General features: G+C 64.9%; 15 protein-coding genes and 1 pseudogene. 9 read left to right on the forward strand and 7 right to left on the reverse strand.

The genetic code is table 11. The features are described 5' to 3' along the window. Positions 1-112: 112 nt before the first annotated feature. The 4 genes from rmuC to LQT98_RS18595 are packed head-to-tail and all read right to left on the reverse strand — an operon-like array spanning position 113 to position 4,961. Complete coding sequence (gene rmuC / locus LQT98_RS18580; RefSeq protein ID WP_231464202.1) at positions 113-1,675, reverse strand: DNA recombination protein RmuC; 1,563 nt, start codon at positions 1,673-1,675, stop codon at positions 113-115. Continuing rightward, a complete protein-coding gene (locus tag LQT98_RS18585) occupies positions 1,675-2,262 on the reverse strand; it encodes an AAA family ATPase (protein WP_231464204.1) in 588 nt (195 codons plus the stop codon). The genes rmuC and LQT98_RS18585 overlap by 1 nt, the downstream gene beginning before the upstream one ends. Then, complete coding sequence (gene recJ, locus LQT98_RS18590; protein ID WP_231464206.1) at positions 2,259-3,947, reverse strand: single-stranded-DNA-specific exonuclease RecJ; 1,689 nt, start codon at positions 3,945-3,947, stop codon at positions 2,259-2,261. Before recJ ends, LQT98_RS18585 begins: the two co-directional genes overlap by 4 nt. Before the next feature lie 6 nt (positions 3,948-3,953). Then, positions 3,954-4,961, reverse strand: coding sequence for a hypothetical protein (locus LQT98_RS18595; RefSeq protein ID WP_231464208.1), 1,008 nt, complete (start codon positions 4,959-4,961; stop codon positions 3,954-3,956). 239 nt (positions 4,962-5,200) lie between these two features. On the opposite strand from LQT98_RS18595, the gene LQT98_RS18600 reads away from it, so the two are divergent. From LQT98_RS18600 to LQT98_RS18620, 5 genes are all read left to right on the forward strand, one after another. Then, positions 5,201-6,535 carry a M23 family metallopeptidase gene (locus LQT98_RS18600; RefSeq protein WP_048411006.1) on the forward strand — a complete coding sequence of 445 codons (1,335 nt, stop codon included), beginning with the start codon at positions 5,201-5,203 and terminating at the stop codon, positions 6,533-6,535. Then, positions 6,535-7,632, forward strand: a complete 1,098-nt coding sequence (locus LQT98_RS18605; RefSeq protein WP_231464210.1) for an anhydro-N-acetylmuramic acid kinase — start codon at positions 6,535-6,537, stop codon at positions 7,630-7,632. Before LQT98_RS18600 ends, LQT98_RS18605 begins: the two co-directional genes overlap by 1 nt. A gap of 116 nt (positions 7,633-7,748) precedes the next feature. Continuing rightward, positions 7,749-10,046, forward strand: a complete 2,298-nt coding sequence (locus LQT98_RS18610; protein ID WP_231464214.1) for a DNA translocase FtsK — start codon at positions 7,749-7,751, stop codon at positions 10,044-10,046. A 66-nt stretch (positions 10,047-10,112) separates the two neighbouring features. After that, entirely contained in the window at positions 10,113-11,201 is a 1,089-nt protein-coding gene (gene hemH, locus LQT98_RS18615; RefSeq protein ID WP_231464216.1) for a ferrochelatase, read from the forward strand. Between the two features lie 277 nt (positions 11,202-11,478). Next, the gene (locus LQT98_RS18620; protein WP_048411010.1) at positions 11,479-12,702 is read left to right on the forward strand and encodes a branched-chain amino acid ABC transporter substrate-binding protein; all 1,224 of its coding nucleotides are present in this window, start codon (positions 11,479-11,481) and stop codon (positions 12,700-12,702) included. 109 nt (positions 12,703-12,811) lie between these two features. On the opposite strand, the gene LQT98_RS18625 is transcribed toward LQT98_RS18620, so the two are convergent. From LQT98_RS18625 to LQT98_RS18635, 3 genes are read right to left on the reverse strand one after another with little or no spacing between them, the layout of a single operon-like run. Then, positions 12,812-13,627, reverse strand: coding sequence for a crotonase/enoyl-CoA hydratase family protein (locus LQT98_RS18625; protein WP_231464218.1), 816 nt, complete (start codon positions 13,625-13,627; stop codon positions 12,812-12,814). Next, on the reverse strand, positions 13,624-14,118 hold the full coding sequence (locus LQT98_RS18630; protein WP_231464221.1) for a DUF4442 domain-containing protein: 495 nt from the start codon (positions 14,116-14,118) through the stop codon (positions 13,624-13,626). The genes LQT98_RS18625 and LQT98_RS18630 overlap by 4 nt, the downstream gene beginning before the upstream one ends. 57 nt (positions 14,119-14,175) lie before the next feature. Beyond that, positions 14,176-14,760, reverse strand: coding sequence for a TetR/AcrR family transcriptional regulator (locus LQT98_RS18635; RefSeq protein WP_231464223.1), 585 nt, complete (start codon positions 14,758-14,760; stop codon positions 14,176-14,178). A gap of 227 nt (positions 14,761-14,987) precedes the next feature. Between LQT98_RS18635 and LQT98_RS18640 the strand changes: the two genes are divergently transcribed. The 4 genes and pseudogenes from LQT98_RS18640 to LQT98_RS18655 form a co-directional block, all read left to right on the forward strand. After that, entirely contained in the window at positions 14,988-17,039 is a 2,052-nt protein-coding gene (locus LQT98_RS18640) for a site-specific recombinase (RefSeq protein ID WP_231464225.1), read from the forward strand. A 294-nt stretch (positions 17,040-17,333) separates the two neighbouring features. Continuing rightward, entirely contained in the window at positions 17,334-18,692 is a 1,359-nt protein-coding gene (gene fliD / locus LQT98_RS18645) for a flagellar filament capping protein FliD (protein ID WP_048411014.1), read from the forward strand. Between the two features lie 219 nt (positions 18,693-18,911). Next, entirely contained in the window at positions 18,912-19,910 is a 999-nt protein-coding gene (locus LQT98_RS18650; protein WP_231464228.1) for an LD-carboxypeptidase, read from the forward strand. 104 nt (positions 19,911-20,014) lie between these two features. After that, positions 20,015-20,556: pseudogene (locus LQT98_RS18655) on the forward strand (S9 family peptidase); the annotation flags it as partial.

Raw genomic sequence — 20,556 nt, forward strand, 5'->3', positions numbered from 1 at the left:
ACAGGCCGCCCTGCGATTGCGGGTGCATTCACGCGCCCGCCGCAGGGCGGCCAGCATTAAGTAATGACAGCCTGTATTCTATCACGAAACGGTCATCTCCAACTGACTTCCGTCAGTCCGGAAGCGGTTCGCCGACCTCGTCTTCGCCCGGCTCTTCCTCGGCGCCGAGTTTAAGATGCTGTTGCAATTGCTTGTTATTGCGCACCCCCAGTTTGCGCAGGCGCTCGGCGCTGGCCACCAGGTTGCCGCGGCCGCTGGATAGCTGTTTCATCGCGTCGCCGAAGCTGTCGCGCGCATTGTCCAGCTGCTTGCCCAGTTTCTCCAGATTGCCGGCAAAGCCGACGAATTTGTCGTACAAGGCGCCGCCCTGGCGCGCGATCTCCTGCGCGTTCTGGTTCTGGTATTCATAGCGCCAGATGCTGGCCACGGTGCGCAGCGTCGCCAGCAGGGTGCTGGGACCGACTATCATGATGCGGCGCTCGAAAGCCTCGCTGAACAGGCTCATGTCCTGCTGCACCGCCAACAGATAGGCCGGCTCCACCGGGATGAACATGAACACGAAGTCCAGGGTGTTCAAGCGGTACAGGTCCTGGTAACGCTTTTCCGACAAGGTGCGGATATGGGCGCGGATGGCCGCGACGTGGGCTTTCATTTCCGCCGCGCGCTCGGCCTCGTCCTCGGCGGCGGTATAGCGCACATAGGCGTTCAGCGACACCTTGGAATCCACCACCAGCTGCTTGCCTTCCGGCAGGTCTATCACCACGTCGGGCTGATAGCGGCGGACGCCGTCCTCGCCGGCCACCACATCGGACACCTGCACCCGGTATTCGCGGTCCTTGTGCAGGCCGGAAGTCTCCAGCACCCGTTCCAGCACCATCTCGCCCCAGGTGCCCTGCGCCTTGCTGCTGGCGCCGGTCAAGGCATTGGTCAGCGCCGCCGCGTCGTCGCCCAGCCGGCTATTGAGCTCTTGCAGGCGCTTGAGCTCCGCCTCCAGCGACAAGCGCCCCTGGCTGTCTTTTTCATAACTGTCCTGCACCAGCTTGCCGAAATCCTGCAAGCGCTGCTGCAAGGGGCTGAGCAGGTGATCCAGGTTCTGCTGGTTTTGCTCGGTGAAACGCTTGGCCTTCTCCTCCAGGATGTCGCCGGCCAGCGCCTTGAACTGCGCCGCCATGCTTTCGCGCGCCTCGCGCAGCAGCTCCAGTTTTTCAGCGTTCTGGCCGCGCTCCTGCTCCAGCAAGGTCGTCAATTCCTGCTCGCGCGCGGTGAGCCGGGTGATTTCCTCGCCCTGCGTCTGCGCCCGCCCCTGCAGCGCGGCCAACATCTTGCCCTGCTCTTCGCTAGCGGCCAGCAGCGCGCCGACACGGCGCAACTCCGCCTGCAACTGGCCCAACTGCCTATCCCGCTCCTGCGCCTGCCGCTCCAGTTCCGGCACGCGCTGAGCGCGCGCCACATAAGCGCCCAACTGGGTCTGGATATCGCCCAACTGCTGCCCTTGTTGCTGCGCTTGAGCCAGCGCGGCCCGTTCCCGCTGCCGGCATTCATCCAATTGCAGGCGCGTCATTTCCTGCTGTGCCTGCAGCTCCGCAGCCTGCCTTGCGAGACGGCCGCGCAGCAAGGCCGCGGCCGCGCCGGCGGCCAGCAGCCCCAGCAACAAGCCGATCACCAACATTTCCATTACGTGACCTCAAACTGGCCGGCCCGCATCCCGCGGCCCGGCAGCGACTGTTCGATGATGAAGCGCAGCCGTTGCTCCAAGGGTGCCGGCGGCACTTCGATGATGTGATAACCCAGACGCCGATAGGTCCGCTCCATCGCGGCGCAAGTACGCTCCGCCTCGGCGAAACTCTGCTTGCGCTCCTGGTCCTGCACGAAAATCTCGCGCCACGGCGGCAGCAAGAACACATGGCGATGATAGGGAAAACGCTCGGCGGCGGCTTGCATATGCGCGGGTATCGGCAAGCCCTGCAAGTCGAGATAGCCCAACACATCGGGCAGGCCGCGATCAAAGAACACCGGACCGGGCAAGCCCGCCGCCAGCCGCAGGCTGCGCAGTTCCCAGCCCAGCATCGCCTCGGCAAAGGCACAGGGGTCCACCCAAGGCAAGGCGCGCCCGCCTATCAGCGCCTGATCTTGGATGATGGCGCGGCCAGCCTCGTCCATCACCGAATGTCCGGCGGCGCGCAAGGCTTCCAGCAAGGCGCTCTTGCCGGCGCCCGGACCACCGGTCAGCACCAATAAGCGCGAATCCGCCCGCAGGCTCACACCGCCGTCCAATGCTGCAAATACACTTGCAGCTCCTTGCGGCCCTGCCACTCATTGGCGATCAGCTGGTAGACCGCGTCGACATTGTCCGGCAGCCACTCCACCTGGTTGAACAGCATGGCGTCGAACTCCTCGCCGTCACGCGCCAGCCGCAGCTTCAGATGCTTGTCGCCGACCACGCGCTGGCTCATCACCGCGAAGCGGTCGTGGAAATACGGCACCGGGAAGCCCTGGCCCCAGACCTCGGCCGCCAATTGTTCGGCGAAGACCAGGTTCAGTTCGCGCGGCGCCAGGCTGCCATCGGTTTCTATGGTACGGGTCAGATGGCGCTCTTCCAGCAGTTCGCGCGCAACCGCCTCGAAGGCGCGCTGGAATTCGTCGAAACGCGCTTGCCGCAGGCTCAGGCCGGCCGCCATCGCGTGGCCGCCGAACTTGAGGATCAGGCCGGGATGGCGCTTGAACACCAGATCCAGCGCGTCGCGCAGATGGAAGCCGGGAATCGAGCGGCCCGAGCCCTTGATTTCGCCGTCGTCGCCGGGCGCGAACACAATGGCCGGGCGGTGGAAACGCTCTTTCAGCCGCGAGGCGACGATGCCGACCACGCCCTGATGCCAATCGTCGCGGAACAGGCTCAGCGTATAGCGGTTGTCGGCGTCGATGCCGGACAGCGCCGCCAGCGCCTCGTCCTGCATGCCGTGCTCTATGCTGCGCCGTTCGCGGTTGAGCTGGTCCAGCTGCTGCGCCAGCCGCATCGCCTGCTCCTCGTTGGCGGCCAGCAGGCAGGCGATGCCCAGGCTCATGTCGTCCAGGCGGCCGGCGGCGTTCAGCCGCGGGCCCAGCGTGAAGCCGAGGTCGAAGGTATTCGCCTTGTAATGGGCGCGGCCGGCGACGCGGAACAGCGCGGCGATGCCCGGCGTCATGCGGCCGGCGCGCATGCGCTTGAGGCCGTTTTCCACCAGGGTGCGGTTGTTCTGGTCCAACCGCACCACGTCGGCCACCGTGCCCAGCGCCACATAGTCCAGCAACTCGCCCAGATTGGGCTGGCCGCGCTCATCGAACACGCCGCGCCGGCGCATTTCGGCGCGCAAGGCCAGCAGTACGTAGAACATCACGCCGACGCCGGCCAGGTTCTTGGACGGGAATTCGCAGCCGGGCTGATTCGGATTGACGATCAGCGCCTCAGGCAGCACATCGCCGGGCAGGTGGTGATCGGTGACCAGCACCTCGATGCCGCGCGCCTTGGCGGCGAGCACGCCGTCGACGCTGGCGATGCCGTTGTCGACGGTGACGATGATGTCCGGGTTCTGACGCGCGGCCAGCTCAACGATTTCCGGCGTCAGGCCATAACCGTATTCAAAGCGATTGGGCACGATGAAATCCACGCGCGCGCCCAGCATGGACAGGCCCTTGACCGCCACCGCGCAGGCGGTGGCGCCGTCGGCGTCGTAGTCGGCCACCACCAGCAGGCGCTGACCGGCGGCGACGGCGTCGGCCAGCCGGCTGGCCATCGGCTGGATATTTTTCAGATCCTGATAGGGCAGCAAGGCCTTGAGGCCGTAATCCAGCTCGGCGCAGTCGCAGATGCCGCGCGCGGCGTAAAGCCGCGCCATCAGCGGGCTCAAGCCCTGGCGCAGCAATTGTTCCTGGGTGTCGGCCGGTATGGCGCGGGGGACGATTCGGGACATGTTTTCTCAGTACAAGGCGGACAACGGCAGCGGCCGCTTCCAGAATTTCCATAGATCATTGCGGCGGATGTTCAATTCCAGCCCCCTGGGGCCGTGCGCGCGCAGCGTCAGGCTGTCGATGCGGCCTTGGCGCAGCGCCTGCAACAGCGGCGCGAACCAGTCGCGCTCCAGCCGCAGCAGCGCGTCGCGCCAGCCCCAGGCGTCGCGGTATTGCGCCGCCGCCTGCAACGCGTCCAGCACTAGCAGGCTGTCGCGGCCGCCGGCCTGGTCGATGAAGCCGGCGAAGTCGTAAGGCGCTGGCAGACAAGGCGCGCCGGCCTCGGCGGCGATCAGACCCAGCCAGTCCTCGTCGGCGAACACCTGCTCGGCCGGCGCGCGCCAGTCCGGCTCGGCTCCGCCGCCCCATAGCCACAGGCTGTTGACGCTGAGTTCGCCTCGCGCCTCGCGCGCGTCGTTCAGCGGATGGGTGTACAACAGCATCTGCGCTTCATTCAGCAGCCGGCTCCAGTCCAGGCCGCGCTCGCCCCGCGGCAGGTGGGCGTTGACGTCCTCGCCCACCGCGTCCGGCAAGGGCGTGAAGCTGGCGGCCGCGGCGGCCTCCAACTGCAGCAGCCAGCGTGCCGGTTCCAGCGGATGGATGCGCCAGCCGTCCTCGGCGAAATGGCGGTTCAGCGTGGCGGCCAATTCATCCGCCTCCGCCTGGCTCAAGCTCATCACGCCGATATCGGCCAGCAAGGCGCGGTCGCGGTCCACGCGCAGATGCACCGGATCGGCCAGCAGCCAATCCCCCTGCTCCGCCGGCAAGCCGGCCTGCCGCGCCAGCAAGCGCGCCAGGCCCTCGGTCGAACCGCGCCACGGTACGGCCAGCATTTCGCTCAAGGCCGCCGGCCGTTCAAGGCGCGCGCCCTGGCCCAGCAAACGCTGCAGGGCCGGCATTTCCAAGCCCTTGCACACATCGGCGCCGTCGTGACCGTCCAGCCAGAGCAAACCCGGCAACAGCAATGTCAATTTCATTTATCGCTACACAAGGATGGCGAGATCGAAGTAATATCAAAGCCTTGCAAAAACGCCATGGCATCGCAGCCAGGCGCAATCAGGCCGATAGCATCCGAAATCGCGGCTATAATTTACAGTTTGCACAGGAACTTATGTCGCGTCAGCGCTCCAAACATCCAGACGCGGCCGCAAGGCCTGTGATTGGCGCACATACGGAACGACAAAGGTTGGCGATGCCAGCCTTTTTTAAGTGAACGATGGATTATCGCAAACTGCTACATATCCCGCAAAACTGCTTCCACAAGCTGGTGAACAATCACCTGAGCCTGCTGGGCATAGCCGCTTCGCTGCCGCTGTTCGGCATGGCCACCGCCTTTGCCGTGGCCCAGAACGGCGCCCAGCCCGCCAAGCCGGAAGTCTTGCAAAAAGAAGTGACCGAGCAGCTGAGCCTGCCGGCCTTTTCCTTCAGCGAAAGCGCCACCCGTTACTGGCGCGACGAGGCGATCCAGCGCGGCGACACCATCGCCCGCGTGCTGAACCGCCTGGGCATCCGCGACAGCGAGGCCAACCGCTTCCTGCATTCCAGCCCGCTGTCCAAGGATTTGCTCAAGCTGAAGACCGGCGCCACGGTGTCGGTGCAAACCAACGATCTGGGCGAATTGTTCGGCCTGCGCTTCCTCAACGACGATGAAAACGGCGAACAGGTGCTGGTGGCCATCGAGAAGGTCAACGGCGAATGGCAGGCCAGCGCCGACCCCATCGCCACCGAGGCGGTGCAGACGGTGCGCTCGCTGCCCATCACCCGCTCGGTCAGCGCCGCGCTGGCCAAGGCCCAGGTGCCGCGCGACATCCGCGCCCAGCTGACGGAAATCTTCGCCGACCAGTTCAACATCAACTCCCTGGGCAAGGGCGACCGCATCAATCTGGTGTACGAAACCCTGCTCTACAACGGCGCGCCCATCGCGGCCGGCAATCTGCTGGCGGTGGAAATCAAGCGCGCCGGCAAGCTGCACCAGGCGTTCTACTTCGCCCACGACAGCGAATCCGGCGCCTACTACGACGCGCAGGGCAAGCCGATCAAGCAAGGCTTCAGCCAGCAGCCGGTGGCCAATGCCCGCATCAGCTCCGGCTTCGGCTTCCGCAAGCACCCTATCTTGCGCTCGCTGCGCCTGCATTCCGGCGTGGACTACGCCGCCGCCTCCGGCACCCCCATCATCGCGCCGGCCGACGGCACCCTGGTCAAGGTGGAGCGCCAGAATGGCTATGGCAATATGGTGGAAATCCGCCACAATCAGAAAATGACCACGCTGTACGCGCACATGAGCCAGTTCGCCAAGGGCGCCCGCGCCGGCAAGAGCGTCAAGGCCGGCGAAGTGATAGGCTATGTCGGCAGCACCGGCCGCTCCACCGGCCCGCATCTGCACTTCGAAGTGCGGATCAACGGCCAGGCGGTGGACCCGGCCACCAACGCGCTGCCGACGCCGGGACTGAGCAGCACTCAGCTGGCCGAATTCAAGTCCGGCAACCGGCAGTTGACCGCTCACCTGCAATTGCTGCGCGAGCTGCCCACCAATATCGCACTGCTAGACTGATGAATGAACGCTTGATCGGACTGATGTCCGGCACCAGCCTGGACGGCGTCGACGCCGTGCTGGTGCGCTTCGACGAACAGGGCGCGCCCAGCGTCGAAGCCGACCACTTCCTCGCCTATCCGCCGCGGCTGCGCGAACAGGCGCTGGCGCTGCAAGCCCGCGGCGACAACGAGCTGGACCGCGCCGCCAGGCTGGCCAATGAACTGGCCGAGCTGTACGCCCAGGCGGTCAACGGCCTGCTGGCCGCGCAAGCGCTCGCGCCGGCGGACATCGCCGCCGTCGCCTGCCACGGCCAGACCATACGCCACGCGCCGGACGCCGGCTACACCTGGCAGGCCGGCAATATGGCCCGCCTCGCCGAATTGACCGGCATCGACGTGATCGCCGACTTCCGCAGTCGCGACCTGGCCGCCGGCGGCCAGGGCGCGCCGCTGGTGCCGGCCTTTCACCAAGCGGTATTCGGCGCGCCGCGGCAAGGCCGCGTGATCTTGAACATCGGCGGCATCAGCAATCTGACCCGGCTACACCCGGATTTGCCCGTCATCGGCTTCGACTGCGGTCCGGGCAATATGCTGATGGACGCCTGGTGCCTGCACCATCAGGGCAGTCCCTACGACGCCGACGGTCAATGGGCCGCCCAGGGCCAGGTGGACGCCTCGCTGCTGCAGACATTGCTGGCCGAGTCCTTCTTCCTGCAGCCGCCGCCCAAGAGCACCGGCCGCGATCTGTTCGACCTGCCTTGGCTGGAGCAGAAGCTGCTGGGCCGCCATGTGCCCGCGGTCGATGTGCAGGCCACGCTGCTGGAATTGAGCGCGCTCAGCATCGCCCAGGCCATCACCCTGCACTGCCCGAGCAACCAGGCGGTGTATGTCTGCGGCGGCGGCGCGCGCAACGGCGCGCTGATGCGCCGCCTGACCGCCTTGCTGCCGCAACAGCGCATCACCGGCACCGCGGAACTGGGCCTGCCCGAACATCAGGTCGAGGCCGCCGCCTTCGCCTGGCTGGGCTGGCGCTTTCTGCGCCGCCAGGCCGGCAATCTGCCGGAGGTGACCGGCGCCGCCGGCGAACGCGTGCTCGGCGCGCTGTATCCCCGCTAAGCGTTTCAACAGGGAACGCCATCAAGTCTTGTCAGCAAAGTTGAATACATTCCGACACGCTTAAAGCAGGCGTGTCAGGCTATAATCAGCGACAGTCATAGCCGAACAAGAGAAAAATGCGACTTTTCAAGCGCAAAGCCGTAGTCAAGAACAATCAAACGCCCTTGCCGCCGCAGCTGGCCTCGCTGCTGCGCGAGGCGTGGTGGCTATTGATGGCCGTATTGGCCGTCTACCTGGTCTTGGTGCTGGCCAGCTACTCCTCGCTCGATCCCTCTTGGTCGCACAGTTCGTCCGATCCCACGGTGCGCAATTACGGTGGCGCTTTCGGCGCCTGGCTGTCCGACATGCTGCTCTATGTGTTCGGCCTGTCCGCCTGGTGGCTGGTGGTGTTCTGCCTGGTAGCCATCGCCTGGGGCTATCAGCGCATGGAAACCCTGGGCTTCAAGCTCAATCCCATCACCGTCGCCGCCATCGGCGGCTTCCTGCTGCTGCTGTTTTCCAGCGCCAGCATAGAAGCCATCATCCTGGCGGAGAAGGCGCTGAACCTGCCGCTGTCCGCCGGCGGCATGTTCGGCCATTTCATCGGCCTCGGCATCGCCCGCGGCCTGGGCCTGTCCGGCGCCTATCTCTTGCTCAGCGTGCTCGCCGCCATCGGTTTCTCGCTATTCACCGGCCTGTCCTGGCTGGACATCATGGAACGGCTGGGCGGCGCGCTGGAAGACGGCGCGCTCAAGCTGTGGCAGCAATGGCAGGCGCGCCGCGACCGCGAGATCGGCAAGGAAATCGCGCAGAAGCGCGAGGAAAAGATCACCACCGCGAAAAAGAAGAACGAGGAAAAAACGCCGCTGCGCATCGAGCCGCCGGTGCTGGACGTGCCGCTGTCCACCAAGGCGCAGAAGCCGGTGCAGCAATCCTTGTTCGCCGACCCCAAGGACGGCGCGCTGCCTGGCCTGACGCTGCTGGAAGCGCCCAAGGAGCAGCAGGAGCCAGTGTCGCAGGACACCGTGGAATACACCTCGCGCCTGATCGAGCGCAAGCTGGCCGACTTCGGCGTCGACGTCAAGGTGGTGGCCGCCTATCCCGGCCCGGTGATCACCCGCTATGAAGTGGAACCGGCGGTGGGCGTCAAGGGCGCGCAGATCGTCAACCTGATGAAGGACCTGGCGCGCGCGCTGTCCCTGGTGTCCATCCGCGTGGTGGAAACCATTCCGGGCAAGACCTATATGGGCCTGGAGCTGCCCAATCCCAAACGCCAGATCGTGCGGCTGTCGGAAATCGTCGGCTCCGACGGCTACCAGAACATGGGATCGCGGCTGACCATGGCGCTGGGCAAGGACATCGCCGGTCAGCCGGTGTCGGCCGACCTCGCCAAGATGCCGCATGTGCTGGTGGCCGGCACCACCGGCTCCGGCAAATCGGTGGCGATCAACGCGATGATCTTGTCGCTGCTGTACAAGTCCACGCCCAAGGAAGTGCGGCTGATCATGGTCGACCCCAAGATGCTGGAGCTGTCGATCTACGAAGGCATCCCCCACTTGCTGGCGCCAGTGGTCACCGATATGAAGCAGGCCGCCAACGCGCTGAACTGGTGCGTGGCGGAGATGGAACGGCGCTATAAGCTGATGTCCAAGCTGGGCGTGCGCAATCTGGCCGGCTTCAACCAGAAGATCAAGGACGCCGACAAGGGCGGCGAAAAGATACCCAATCCGTTCAGCCAGACGCCGGAGATGCCCGAGCCGCTGGACACCCTGCCGCTGATCGTGGTGGTGATAGATGAGCTGGCCGACCTGATGATGGTGGCCGGCAAGAAGATAGAAGAACTGATCGCGCGGCTGGCGCAGAAGGCGCGCGCCGCCGGCATCCATTTGATCCTGGCCACGCAGCGGCCGTCGGTGGACGTGATCACCGGCCTGATCAAGGCCAATATCCCGACTCGCATCGCCTTCCAGGTGTCCAGCAAGATAGACAGCCGCACCATTCTGGACCAGATGGGCGCGGAAACCCTGCTCGGCCAGGGCGACATGCTCTATCTGCCGCCAGGCACCGGCTACCCAGTGCGGGTGCACGGCGCCTTCGTCGCCGACGAGGAAGTCCATCACGTGGTGGAATTCCTGAAGAGCACCGGCGGGCCGGACTATGTGGAGGGCATTCTCAGCGGCCAGAGCGACGGCGATGACGGCGTCGCGGCCGGCGGCGACGGCGAGGCCGGCGGCGAAGCCGATCCTCTGTACGACGAGGCGGTGGCCATCGTGCTGAAAACCCGCAAGGCGTCGATCTCCTCGGTGCAGCGCCATCTGCGCATAGGCTATAACCGCGCCGCGCGGCTGATCGAGCAGATGGAATCCGCCGGCCTGGTGTCGGCGATGGAAAGCAACGGCAACCGCGCGGTGCTGGCGCCGTCCCGCGAAGACTAAGACAAGCCAGCCGCCCCCAAACCCGGCCGGGCGTCATGCAGCCCGGCCTCAACCAAGAGGTCCCGCATGGCGGATTTCAAGCCCGAACCCCCGTTTCGCCACGACTACACGCCCAAGACCGGCGTGCTGCTACTCAATCTGGGCACCCCGCAAGCACCCACCGCCAAGGCGCTGCGCCCTTATCTGAAGGAATTCCTGTCCGACCGCCGCGTGATCGAGATCCCGCGCGCCATCTGGTGGCTGATTCTCAATGGCGTGATCCTGAACACCCGCCCCGCCCAATCCGCCAAGAAATACGCGGCGATCTGGGACAAGGACGGCTCGCCACTCTACACCCACACCCGCAAACAGGCGGCGCTGATCGAGGGCCAGTTGGGCGAGATGGGCTTGCGCGACCTGGTGGTGGATTTCGCCATGCGCTACGGCGAGCCCTCGGTGGAAAGCGTGATCGCGCGCATGCGCGAACAGGGGGTGGAACGGCTGCTGGTGCTGCCCTTGTATCCGCAGTACGCGGCCTCCTCCAGCGCCACCGCGCTGGACCAGGTGTTCCGCGCGCTGATGAAGCTGCGCAATATGCCGGAACTGCGCACCATCCGCCATTTCCACGATGACCCCGGCTATATCGCCGCGCTGGCGGCGCAGGTGCGCGCCCATTGGCTGGCCCACGGCCGCGGCGACAAGCTGGTGATGAGTTTTCACGGCGTGCCGCGCTTCACCCGCGACAAGGGCGACCCCTATCACTGCGAATGCCAGAAAACGGGACGCTTATTGGCGGAAGCGCTGGGCCTGAGCGAGCAGGAATACCAGATATGCTTCCAGAGCCGTTTCGGCCGCGCCGAATGGCTGCAACCCTATACCAGCGAAGTGCTGAGCAAACTGGGCAAGGATAAGACCGGCAAGCTGGACATTCTCTGTCCGGGCTTTGTCGCCGATTGTCTGGAGACACTGGAAGAAATCGCGATGGAGGGCAAGGAAACCTTCCTCAGCCACGGCGGTGGCGAATATCGCTACATTTCTTGTTTGAATGAAAACCCGCAATGGATTCTCGCGATATCGACTATGATCAAACAGAATCTGGCCGGATGGTGCGAAGCCCAGGCGGAAAACGCCCCACTGAGGCAGCAGCGCGCCAAGGCGCTTGGCGCCGAAAATTAAACATGCGCCCGACAAAAACAAATCAAATTAGCATTTAAATACAAGGCACTAAGTAAAAACCAACGCCACCTGGTCATTTTTCCAGGTGGCGTTTGCGCTTTAGACACACCATTAGCAGAAAAGTTTAACAATAGTTGTGCTACTCCCCGGTTTCGACATTGACACTCGCGTAAACAGCTACCCATAATCAAACGCAACCAGCGGTCATTTTCACATTTCCGCTGGCCACAAAGAGATGACTAGAGTCTACAGAATAGAGAATCAGGGGATACATCACATGAACAAATATGTCCGCCTCAGCGTCATTGCCGCTGCCGCCATGACCCTGGCCGCTTGCGGCAAGCAAGAGCAACCGGCCGCCAACCAGGCTGCGTCGGCCCCGGCTCAAACCGCGGGCGACGGCGCCGTCGTCAAGATCGGCCAGGTATCGCCGATGTCCGGTCCGATTTCCCATCTGGGCAAGGACAATGAATACGGCGCCAAGCTGGCGATCGCCGATCTGAACGCCGCCGGCGTCGAAATCGGCGGCAAGAAACTCAAGTTCGAACTGGTGTCGGAAGACGACCAGGGCGATCCGAAAATCGGCACCCAGGTTGCGCAGCGCCTGGTGGACGCCGGCGTCGCCGGCGTGGTCGGCCACCTGAATTCGGGTACCACCATCCCCGCGTCCAAGATCTACTCCGACGCCGGGATTCCGCAGATTTCCCCGTCCGCCACCAACCCGGACTACACCAAGCAGGGCTTCAAGACCACCTTCCGCGTGATCGCCAACGACGTGCAACAAGGCCGCGCGCTAGGCGAGTTCGCCGCCACCGGCCTGAAGGCCAAGAAGATCGCCATCATCGACGACCGCACCGCCTACGGCCAGGGCCTGGCCGATCAGTTCGAAGCCGCGGTCAAGGGCAAGGGCGCCGATGTGGTGAAGCGCGAGTTCACCACCAACACCGCCACCGACTTCAACGCCATCCTGACCTCGATCAAGTCCGCCAAGCCGGACCTGATCTTCTACGGCGGCATGGACGCGCAAGCCGGCCCGCTGGCCAAGCAGATGCAGCGCCTGGGCCTCAAGGCCAAGCTGATGGGCGGCGACGGCTGGCAAACGCCGGAGTTCATCAAGCTGGCCGGCGAGGCTTCCGACGGTCAGTACGCGTCCAGCTGCGGCGTGCCGCGCGACAAGATGCCGGGCTTTGCCGCCTTCAACGACAAGTTCAAGAAGCAGTTCAACACCGAGGTGCAGATCTACGCGCCGTACGAGTACGACGCGGTGATGGTGCTGGTGGACGCGATGAAGCGCGCCAAGTCCACCGACCCGAAAACCTATCTGGCCGAAGTGGGCAAGACCAGCTACACCGGCGTGACCGGCAAGATCGCCTTTGACGACAAGGGCGACATCAAGAATGGCGCGGTCACCGTGTATCAGGTCAAGGGCGGCAAGTGGGAAGTGGTGTCCACCGTCGGCGGCGAAGCCGCCGCCGCGCCGGCCGCCAGCGCCGCCCAATAAGCTCCGCACGCAGCAAAACCCAGAAGAGGCGCCATGCGCCTCTTTTTCTTTGCGCGCCGCCAACAAAAATGGCGCCCGCGGGCGCCATCGACAAACAGCCCTGTCGCGCTCAGTCGCGGAACTGCGGCGCCTGGCCACTCATCATCGCCATGCCGGCCTTCTGGATATCCTCGGAAATCAGCATCGCCGCGTTCCAGGCCGCCACGTAGTTGAGGCCGTCCGCCACGGTATGGTCGCGGCTGTAATTGAGCACTTCCTTGCAGCCGCGCATCGCCAGCGGCGACTTGGCGGCGATCAGCCGCGCCGACTCCAGTGCCGCCGCCAGCACCGCGTCGGCATCCGGCAGCACCCGGTTGACCAGGCGCATGGCCAGCGCCTCTTCCGCCGCCACGTCGCGGCCGGTCAAGGCCAGCTCGCGCGCCAGGCCTTCGCCCACCACCCGCGGCAGACGCTGCAGCGAACCCACATCGGCCACCATGCCGACATCGATCTCGCGCACCGAGAACACCGCGTTCGCGGCGGCGAAGCGGAAATCCGCCGCCAGCGCGATATCCAGGCCGCCGCCGACGCAGGCGCCGTGCACCGCGACGATCACCGGCTTAGCGCAGCGCTCCAGGCTGTTGACGCAATCCTGCAAATCCAGGATCAGCCGGCGCAGCTTCTCGCGCTTGCGCGCCTCGCAGTCGTCGGCAATCGCCGCCTGCACGCCCATCAGCATGGCCAGGTCGATGCCGGAACAGAAATGCCGCCCCTCGCCGGCCAGCACGCCCACGCGCGCCTCCGGCGTCTGGTCCAGCCATTCGAAGGCCGCGCGCAAGTCCTGCCACATCTGACGATTCAGCGCATTGGCCTTGTCCGCGCGTTTGAAGCGGATCAGCGCCACCCGATCGTTCAGCTCTATGCCCACCGTTTCCAGATTGATCATGCCGCCGCTCCTTGTTCCGGGCGCTTCTTGGGAATCCACGCCCACAGCATTTCACACTCGATCGGCGCCTCGCCGGATTCGTCGGTGACCTGCACCGGCACCAGCACCTCGCCCTTTTCCGTATCGTGCATCAGTTGGATCTGCTCCAGGCTCAGGCTGGCCACCGCGCGCATATCGCCCTGCGAGCGGCGCACATAGTTGACCTTCATCGACTTGAGCAACATCAGCTTATCGTCCGGCATATTCATGCCGACGACGAAGCCGGTCGAAGTCTCTGCCAACAGCGCCATCGCCGCGGCGTGCACGCCGCGGATATGGTTCTGCACCTTCTTGCGGTTGCGGATGGACACCGTCAGCCGCTGATGGCCAACGTCCTCGAAACGCAGGCCGGCGGTGGACAGAAACGGCACGATCTTGCCGAACATCATGCTGAGCACCGTGCTGCGCAGGCCGGCGGGCAGCTTGCCCACCTTGTCGGCAATGCGGCTCATGCTGTTTTTCTTGTATTCCATATAGCGCCCCTCTACTTGTTATCGTGATTACCGCACTCAATGTCCGGGCAAGCCCAGCACCGCGCGCACCTGTCGCTTGATGGTGTCCAGCGCGCCGTCGTCTATGCGCGCCAGTTGCAGCGCGCCCTGCAAGGCCGAGAACAGCATCATGCCGATAGCCTCCGGCGTGCCGGCGTAACGCATCTGGCCGCTGGCCGCGCCGCGCCTGGTGATGTCCACTGCCCATTGCCGCATTTCGTCGATGAAGGCGGCCGCTTCCCGCTGCATATCCTCGGGCAGGGTCAGGAACTCGGTGCTGAGGATGCCGCTGGGGCAGATCTGCCTATGCTGCCGGTAATAGCTGTCGCTGAGGCCGAAATACGCCTCCAGCTGCGCGCCGGGATCCAATTCCGCCTGCTGCTCGATGAAACGCCGGAAGCGGCGACGATAGCGCTGGATCAGCGCCACGCCCAGATCGCTCTTCTTGGGAAAGTGATAATGGATGGCGGCGTTGCGCACTCCCAGTTCACTGCTGATGTGCTGATAGCTGAAGGCATTGAAGCCACGGCTGAGCAGCAACTGCTCGGCGATGTCCAGAATGCGCTTGCGGGTGTCGGTCTTGGGATCGGAGCCTTGAGTCATGCGAAGCACTCTACTTACTGGTCAGTAAGGTGTCAATTGCACGATTTTACAAGTAAAGCTGGAAACTGAATCAATCGCCCCCATCTCTAAACCCCGATGCCTATCCAAGACGCCCTTGGGCGAGCGCCGCCGGCGCCGCGCCCGGAAAATCCGCCCGCTTGCGCCTACCATTAGGTCATGGGCCCCAATCCCGCCCCACCACCCACTGCACCCTAAGCCACACCTAGATGAGCGAAAACATTGATTCCCCCAGCCTGGAACAGGCGCTGCGCCAGATCGGCCAATCCCCTTCCCCGCTGGACGCGCTGTCCGCGCTATTGCAATGCCTGCGTCCCGACGACGCCGACAAGCCGCAGCAGGCGGTGGTCAATCTGCAGGCGCTGTCCTATCTGCTGGAGCACAGCGCCGACGACCGCGCGGCCCTGCGCAAGGCCTTGCTGCAGCTGCTGACCGAAACCCGGCAGATCCCGCTGTACACCGAATGCGGCATCCTGGCCAACGAAGGCTTCGGCTCCACCTTGCTGCGCCGCGTCGGCGAACGCATCCTGCCCATGCCCTACAAGGCGGACTCGCTGCAGGACCGCTTCAGCCGGCTGTTCAGCTGGAAGCAGGATTATGTGTGGCTGGCGACGATACCCGACGCCACCTGGCACGCCTTGTGGCGGGCGATGGCCTGGCAGGAGAACGACAACGCCGATGGCTGGCAGCAGACTCGGCTGCAATTGCTGGAATCGGTGCAAGTGCTGTCCGCCCAGATCACCGCCATTGGCCTGGAGCCGGAGCTGGTGCGCATCAACCCGGACATCGAGCGCTTCGAATCGCCGTTTCTCAATCTGAACGCCGAGGTGCAGCGCTATGTCGACGGCTACCGCCGCGACCTGATCGAGGGTCTGGAGCGCGCGGAAGACGACAAGCATGTGCAGGTGCTGCTGGACCAGTGCGAGAACATACTCAACAAGGTGCGCAAGAACGCGCGCCGCTTCGGCATCTCGGTCAACCTCACCTATCACGGCCTGCGGCTGGCGCAAAGCATTGCCCGCATCCGCGCGCTGCTGGCGATACTTGACCCGGAACACGATCCGGCCACCCAGCCCCATTTGTTCCAGCTCATCGTCACCTTCGCGCGCGCGGAAAACCGCAAATACAGCCTGCGCGATCTGTTCAAGTCCAATGTGGAACTGCTGGCGCTGCAAGTCACCGAGCACGCCGGCCGCCACGGCGAACACTATATCGCCGAGAGCCGCCAGGAATGGACCGGCATGGCCAAGGCGGCGATGGGCGCCGGCCTGATCGTCGGCTTCATGGCATTGATCAAGCTGATGCTCAGCCGCGGCCACCTGCCGCCGCTGTGGGAAGGCATCTCCTTCGGTCTCAACTACGCGCTGGGCTTCATCATCGTGCAGATCCTGCACCTGACCATAGCCACCAAGCAGCCGGCGATGACCGCCGCGCGCATCGCCGCGGTGCTGCACGAGAACCACGGCCACAAGAAACAGCTGGAAGACCTGGCCGATCTGGTGGTCAAGGTGATGCGCACCCAGTTCGTCGCCATCCTCGGCAATGTGCTGCTGGCCATTCCCACCGCCGGCCTGATCGCCTTCGCCTGGCAGGCAGCCTTCGGCGCGCCGGTGGTGGACGTGGCCAAGGCGCAGCGCCTGATGCACGATATCGACCCCATCCACAGCCTGGCGCTGCCGCACGCCGCCATCGCCGGGGTGTTCCTGTTCCTGTCCGGCCTGATCGCCGGCTATTACGACAATAAGGCGATCTACCGCCGCATTCCGGAACGCATTTCCTCCCACCCCGGCCTCAAGCGCCTGCTGGGCGAGCACCGCGCCTGGAAACTGGGCAGCTATATCGAACACAATCTGGGCGCGCTGGCCGGCAACTTCTACTTCGGCATGTTCCTGGGCCTGACCGGCACCATAGGCTTCATCCTCGGCCTGCCCATCGACATCCGCCACATCACCTTCTCCGCCGCCAACCTGGCCTTCGCAACCGTGGCGCAGGACTTCCAGCTGCCTCTGGCCACGGTGCTGCTGGGCTGCGCCGGCGTGGCGCTGATCGGCCTGACCAACCTGGCGGTCAGCTTCTCGCTGGCGCTGTGGGTGGCGCTGCGTTCGCGCAAGCTGTCCGGCAGCCTGCTGTGGCCGCTGGTGCCGATGCTGTTCAAACGCTTCCTCGGCGCGCCGCTGTCCTTCTTCCTGCCGCCCAAGAGCCCGCCGCCGGAGAACGGCGGCGAAGCCGGCGATGCCGCCGAGGCCAAGCACGGCTCCTAGCATCGAAGGAAAGCCTGGGCCGCGGCGGCGTCAACCCATGACCGCGGCCCGCGTTATGACGGAAACCACACCGTCGGTGATTTCGCGCGCCGCGCTAAAGTCCTGACTGGAATGGTCGATAAGTATTCATCCGCGCGCCGCGCGCCGCCTTCTACAATGGAAGCTGCGGCGTCAGCCCGCGCCGGCCTGGCAGCCGGAAGCAGCACCGTGATGGACGCATTACGACAACAAGATTCTTGAATCTCTAGCATTGCAGCGCGCCCATGGCAGCGGATCGCGCGGGGAGAAGTCGTCATGGCATCCATTACCACCAGCGTTGGACCGCTGGACGTTCAAAGCATCGTCAGCCAGCTGATGTCGGTCGAATCTCAGCCGCTGACGGAAAGCCAGAACCGGGTCAGCAACTATCAGTCCCAGCTCAGTTCCATCGGCCAGATCAGCTCGGCGCTGTCCGGCCTGCAGACCTCGGTCACCGCCATGGCCTCGGGCAGTTTCCTGCAGCAGTTCCAGGTCACCTCCACCGACAACACCATCGCCACCGCCAGCACCACCTCCGGCGGCGTGGCCGGCAATTACGCGCTCAACGTCACCCAGTTAGCGCAGCCGCGGCAATTGGTGTTCGACCAAACCTCCGGCGGCCAGGCCATCACCGACCAGAACGCGGCGCTGGCCGGCGCGCCCAGCGCGCTGAGTTTCAACATCAACGGCACCACCAGCACCGTGCAACTGGGCCAGAACGGCTCCACCATCTCGCTGTCCTCCATCGCCGACAGCATCAATAGCGCCGGCATCGGCGTCAACGCCTCGGTGGTGCAGTACAACAACAACTACTCGCTGGTGCTGGCCTCATCGCAATCCGGCCCCGCCAACGCCTTCAGCATCACCGCCGGCGGCAGCGATAGCGGCACCACCTCCGGCAACACCCTGGCCGGCCTGGGCCAGAGCAGCTCCGCCGTCAGCGAGTCGGCGGCGGCCCAGGATGCCCACCTCACCGTCAATGGCGTCAACGTCTCCTCCAGCAGCAACACCCTGAGCAATGTGATCAACGGCGCCACCGTCAATCTCAACAAGCTGGGCCAGGCGACGCTGAACATGAGCCAGAACACCGCCAACGTCACCTCGACGCTGCAAAGCTTCGTCAGCGCCTACAACCAAGTGATCAGCTCCAGCAACTCCGCGCTTGGCGGCAGCATGAAGAACAATAGCGATGTGATCGGCCTGCAAGAACAGCTGGCCGGCCTGCTCAGCACGCCGGTGCCCGGCGTCAACGCCACCAGTTCTTACGCCTATCTGGCCCAGGTCGGCATCACCCAACAGGCGGACGGCACGCTGAAACTGGATTCCACCGCCTTCACCACCGCGCTGACCGCCAATCCCAGCGCCGTCGCCAATCTGTTCGGCAACGCGCAGAACAATGGCTACGCCAACACCTTCAATACCGCCATCAACAACCTGCTGGGACCCAATGGCATGATCACCACCGACCAAGGCGACATCAACACCAAGATCAGCGACGAAACCAATCTCCAGTCCCAGCTCAACAACCAGCTGGCCAATGAGAAGAGTTCGCTGCTCAACCAGTACACCACGTTGAACAGCGAGTTGTCCGCCATGCAGCAGTCGACTTCCAGCCTGGCCAATCTGCTCGCCTAAAAACCCGTTCCAAGCCCTCCGCGGCGGCGGCGCTCGGCGTCGCCGCCGCGTTTGCCGTATACTGGCGCAACTCACGCAGCCCCGCGCTGTCGAACCCCGTTTGCACCGGCCTTTCCGGCCCCGGATTCAATGACTGCCCGCATTCAATATTCTCGTCGTCAATTACTCCAGATGGGCGCGCTCAGCGCCGGCCTTGGCCTCTTGCAAGGATGTCGCACCATGGTTGATCAAACCCTTCCCGCTCCGACCGTTGCCGCCGGCAGCAGCCTCTACTTCACAGCCTGCTCCGGCCCGCTGCCGGACGCGCGCCAAAAACAGCTGGCGGTGGAACGGCTGCGCCAGGCCGGCTACCAGTTGGAAAACGTCCAGGCCCTGGACCGCCGCGAGCAGCGCTTCGCCGGCAGCGACGCGCAAAGGCTGGCCGACCTCAACCAGCTGATCTCGCGCCGCCGCGCGCCGCAGCTGCTGGTGGCCGGCCGCGGCGGCTACGGCGCAACCCGCCTGCTGCCGCATATCGACTACGGCCGGCTGTGTCCGCTGCTGCGCGAATCCGGCAGCCAGCTGATAGGCTATAGCGATTTCACCGCCATCCAGCTGGCCCTGCTGGCCAAGGGCGGGCTGGGCAGCTTCGCCGGCCCCATGGTCAGCGACTTCGGCGCCAAACAAGCCAGCGCCTTCACCCTCAACGAATTCCTGACCACCACCACCACCGCCAACCGCCAGCTGCGCGTCGACACGCCGCAACGACACAACGCCAGCGGCGAGGGCATTTTCTGGGGCGGCAACCTCAGCGTGCTCAGCAGCCTGGTCGGCACTCCCTACCTGCCGGACATCAAGGGCGGCCTGCTGTTCCTGGAGGATGTCGCCGAGCAACCCTATCGCATCGAGCGCATGCTGCAGCAGCTGCATCAGGCCGGCGTGCTGGCCAAGCAACGCGCCATTTTCATCGGCGATTTCAATATGAACCGCCAGATCGACATCTACGATCCCGGCTACACCCTGGACGCGGTGCTGGCGGAAATCCGCCGCCTGACCGGCCTTCCGGTACTGACTGGCATTCCTTTTGGTCATGTCCACGACAAGACCACGCTGCCGCTGGGCTTCCCGGCCCGCTTCAGCGCGGACGGCGGCGGCCTGACGCTGCAGTTCTTCGACTACCCGGTAACGCCGGCCAATCCCCAGCAAAAAGAATTGCTTAGCGCCACCGCGCCGTTCTAAGCCCGCGCTTGGCCGCCGCCGCCCGCGCGCGGCGCGCCTTGACGCTCCGGCGAGACTAGGGCAAGTTTTTCCGCTTGCCCCTCATGCCCCGCCAGGAGCCCCGCATGCCTCGTCGTTTTCCGCTGCTTGTCGGCGCGCCGCTACTCTTGGGCGCGCTCGCGCTGCCCGCCGCCGCCGGCTATCAAACCCCGCCCGCCGAACTGCAGGCGCTGGTGGACGCGCCGCGCCCGCCACTGCAAAGCCTGGGGCCCAAGCGCCAAACCCTGCTGCAGATCCAACGCCCCGGCCTGCCCGGCATCGCCGATGTCGCCCAGTCGGAACTCAAGTTGGCCGGCCTGCGCCTCAATCCGGCGATGCGCGCCGCCAGCCGCTTCGACTTCGGCAACGCGCTCAGCCTGCTGGACCTGAACCACGGCCGCAGCCGCGCGGTGCAAGGCCTGCCCGCCCACGCCCGTATCGCCGACAGCGCCTGGTCCGCCGACGAAAGCCGCGTCGCCTTCAGCCTGTGGGGCGCCAAGGGCGTGGAGCTCTGGCTGCTGGACGTGGCCAGCGCCCGCGCGCGCCGCCTGGGCGATTTCCACCTCAACGCCGCTACCGGGCCGGGCTTCGCCTGGCTAGGCCAACAATTGCTGGTCAAGCTGGTGCC

Source organism: Chromobacterium aquaticum, assembly GCF_021129195.1.
Lineage (GTDB): Bacteria > Pseudomonadota > Gammaproteobacteria > Burkholderiales > Chromobacteriaceae > Chromobacterium > Chromobacterium aquaticum.

Coding starts and splice junctions, on each gene's coding strand:
- LQT98_RS18610 (WP_231464214.1), top strand. CDS start 7,749: ATGCGACTTTTCAAGCGCAAAGCCGTAGTCAAGAACAATCAAACGCCC.
- LQT98_RS18600 (WP_048411006.1), top strand. CDS start 5,201: ATGGATTATCGCAAACTGCTACATATCCCGCAAAACTGCTTCCACAAG.
- LQT98_RS18630 (WP_231464221.1), bottom strand. CDS start 14,118: ATGAGCCGCATTGCCGACAAGGTGGGCAAGCTGCCCGCCGGCCTGCGC.
- hemH (WP_231464216.1), top strand. CDS start 10,113: ATGGCGGATTTCAAGCCCGAACCCCCGTTTCGCCACGACTACACGCCC.
- fliD (WP_048411014.1), top strand. CDS start 17,334: ATGGCATCCATTACCACCAGCGTTGGACCGCTGGACGTTCAAAGCATC.
- LQT98_RS18625 (WP_231464218.1), bottom strand. CDS start 13,627: ATGATCAATCTGGAAACGGTGGGCATAGAGCTGAACGATCGGGTGGCG.
- LQT98_RS18640 (WP_231464225.1), top strand. CDS start 14,988: ATGAGCGAAAACATTGATTCCCCCAGCCTGGAACAGGCGCTGCGCCAG.
- LQT98_RS18595 (WP_231464208.1), bottom strand. CDS start 4,961: ATGAAATTGACATTGCTGTTGCCGGGTTTGCTCTGGCTGGACGGTCAC.
- LQT98_RS18620 (WP_048411010.1), top strand. CDS start 11,479: ATGAACAAATATGTCCGCCTCAGCGTCATTGCCGCTGCCGCCATGACC.
- LQT98_RS18635 (WP_231464223.1), bottom strand. CDS start 14,760: ATGACTCAAGGCTCCGATCCCAAGACCGACACCCGCAAGCGCATTCTG.
- LQT98_RS18650 (WP_231464228.1), top strand. CDS start 18,912: ATGGTTGATCAAACCCTTCCCGCTCCGACCGTTGCCGCCGGCAGCAGC.
- rmuC (WP_231464202.1), bottom strand. CDS start 1,675: ATGGAAATGTTGGTGATCGGCTTGTTGCTGGGGCTGCTGGCCGCCGGC.
- LQT98_RS18605 (WP_231464210.1), top strand. CDS start 6,535: ATGAATGAACGCTTGATCGGACTGATGTCCGGCACCAGCCTGGACGGC.
- recJ (WP_231464206.1), bottom strand. CDS start 3,947: ATGTCCCGAATCGTCCCCCGCGCCATACCGGCCGACACCCAGGAACAA.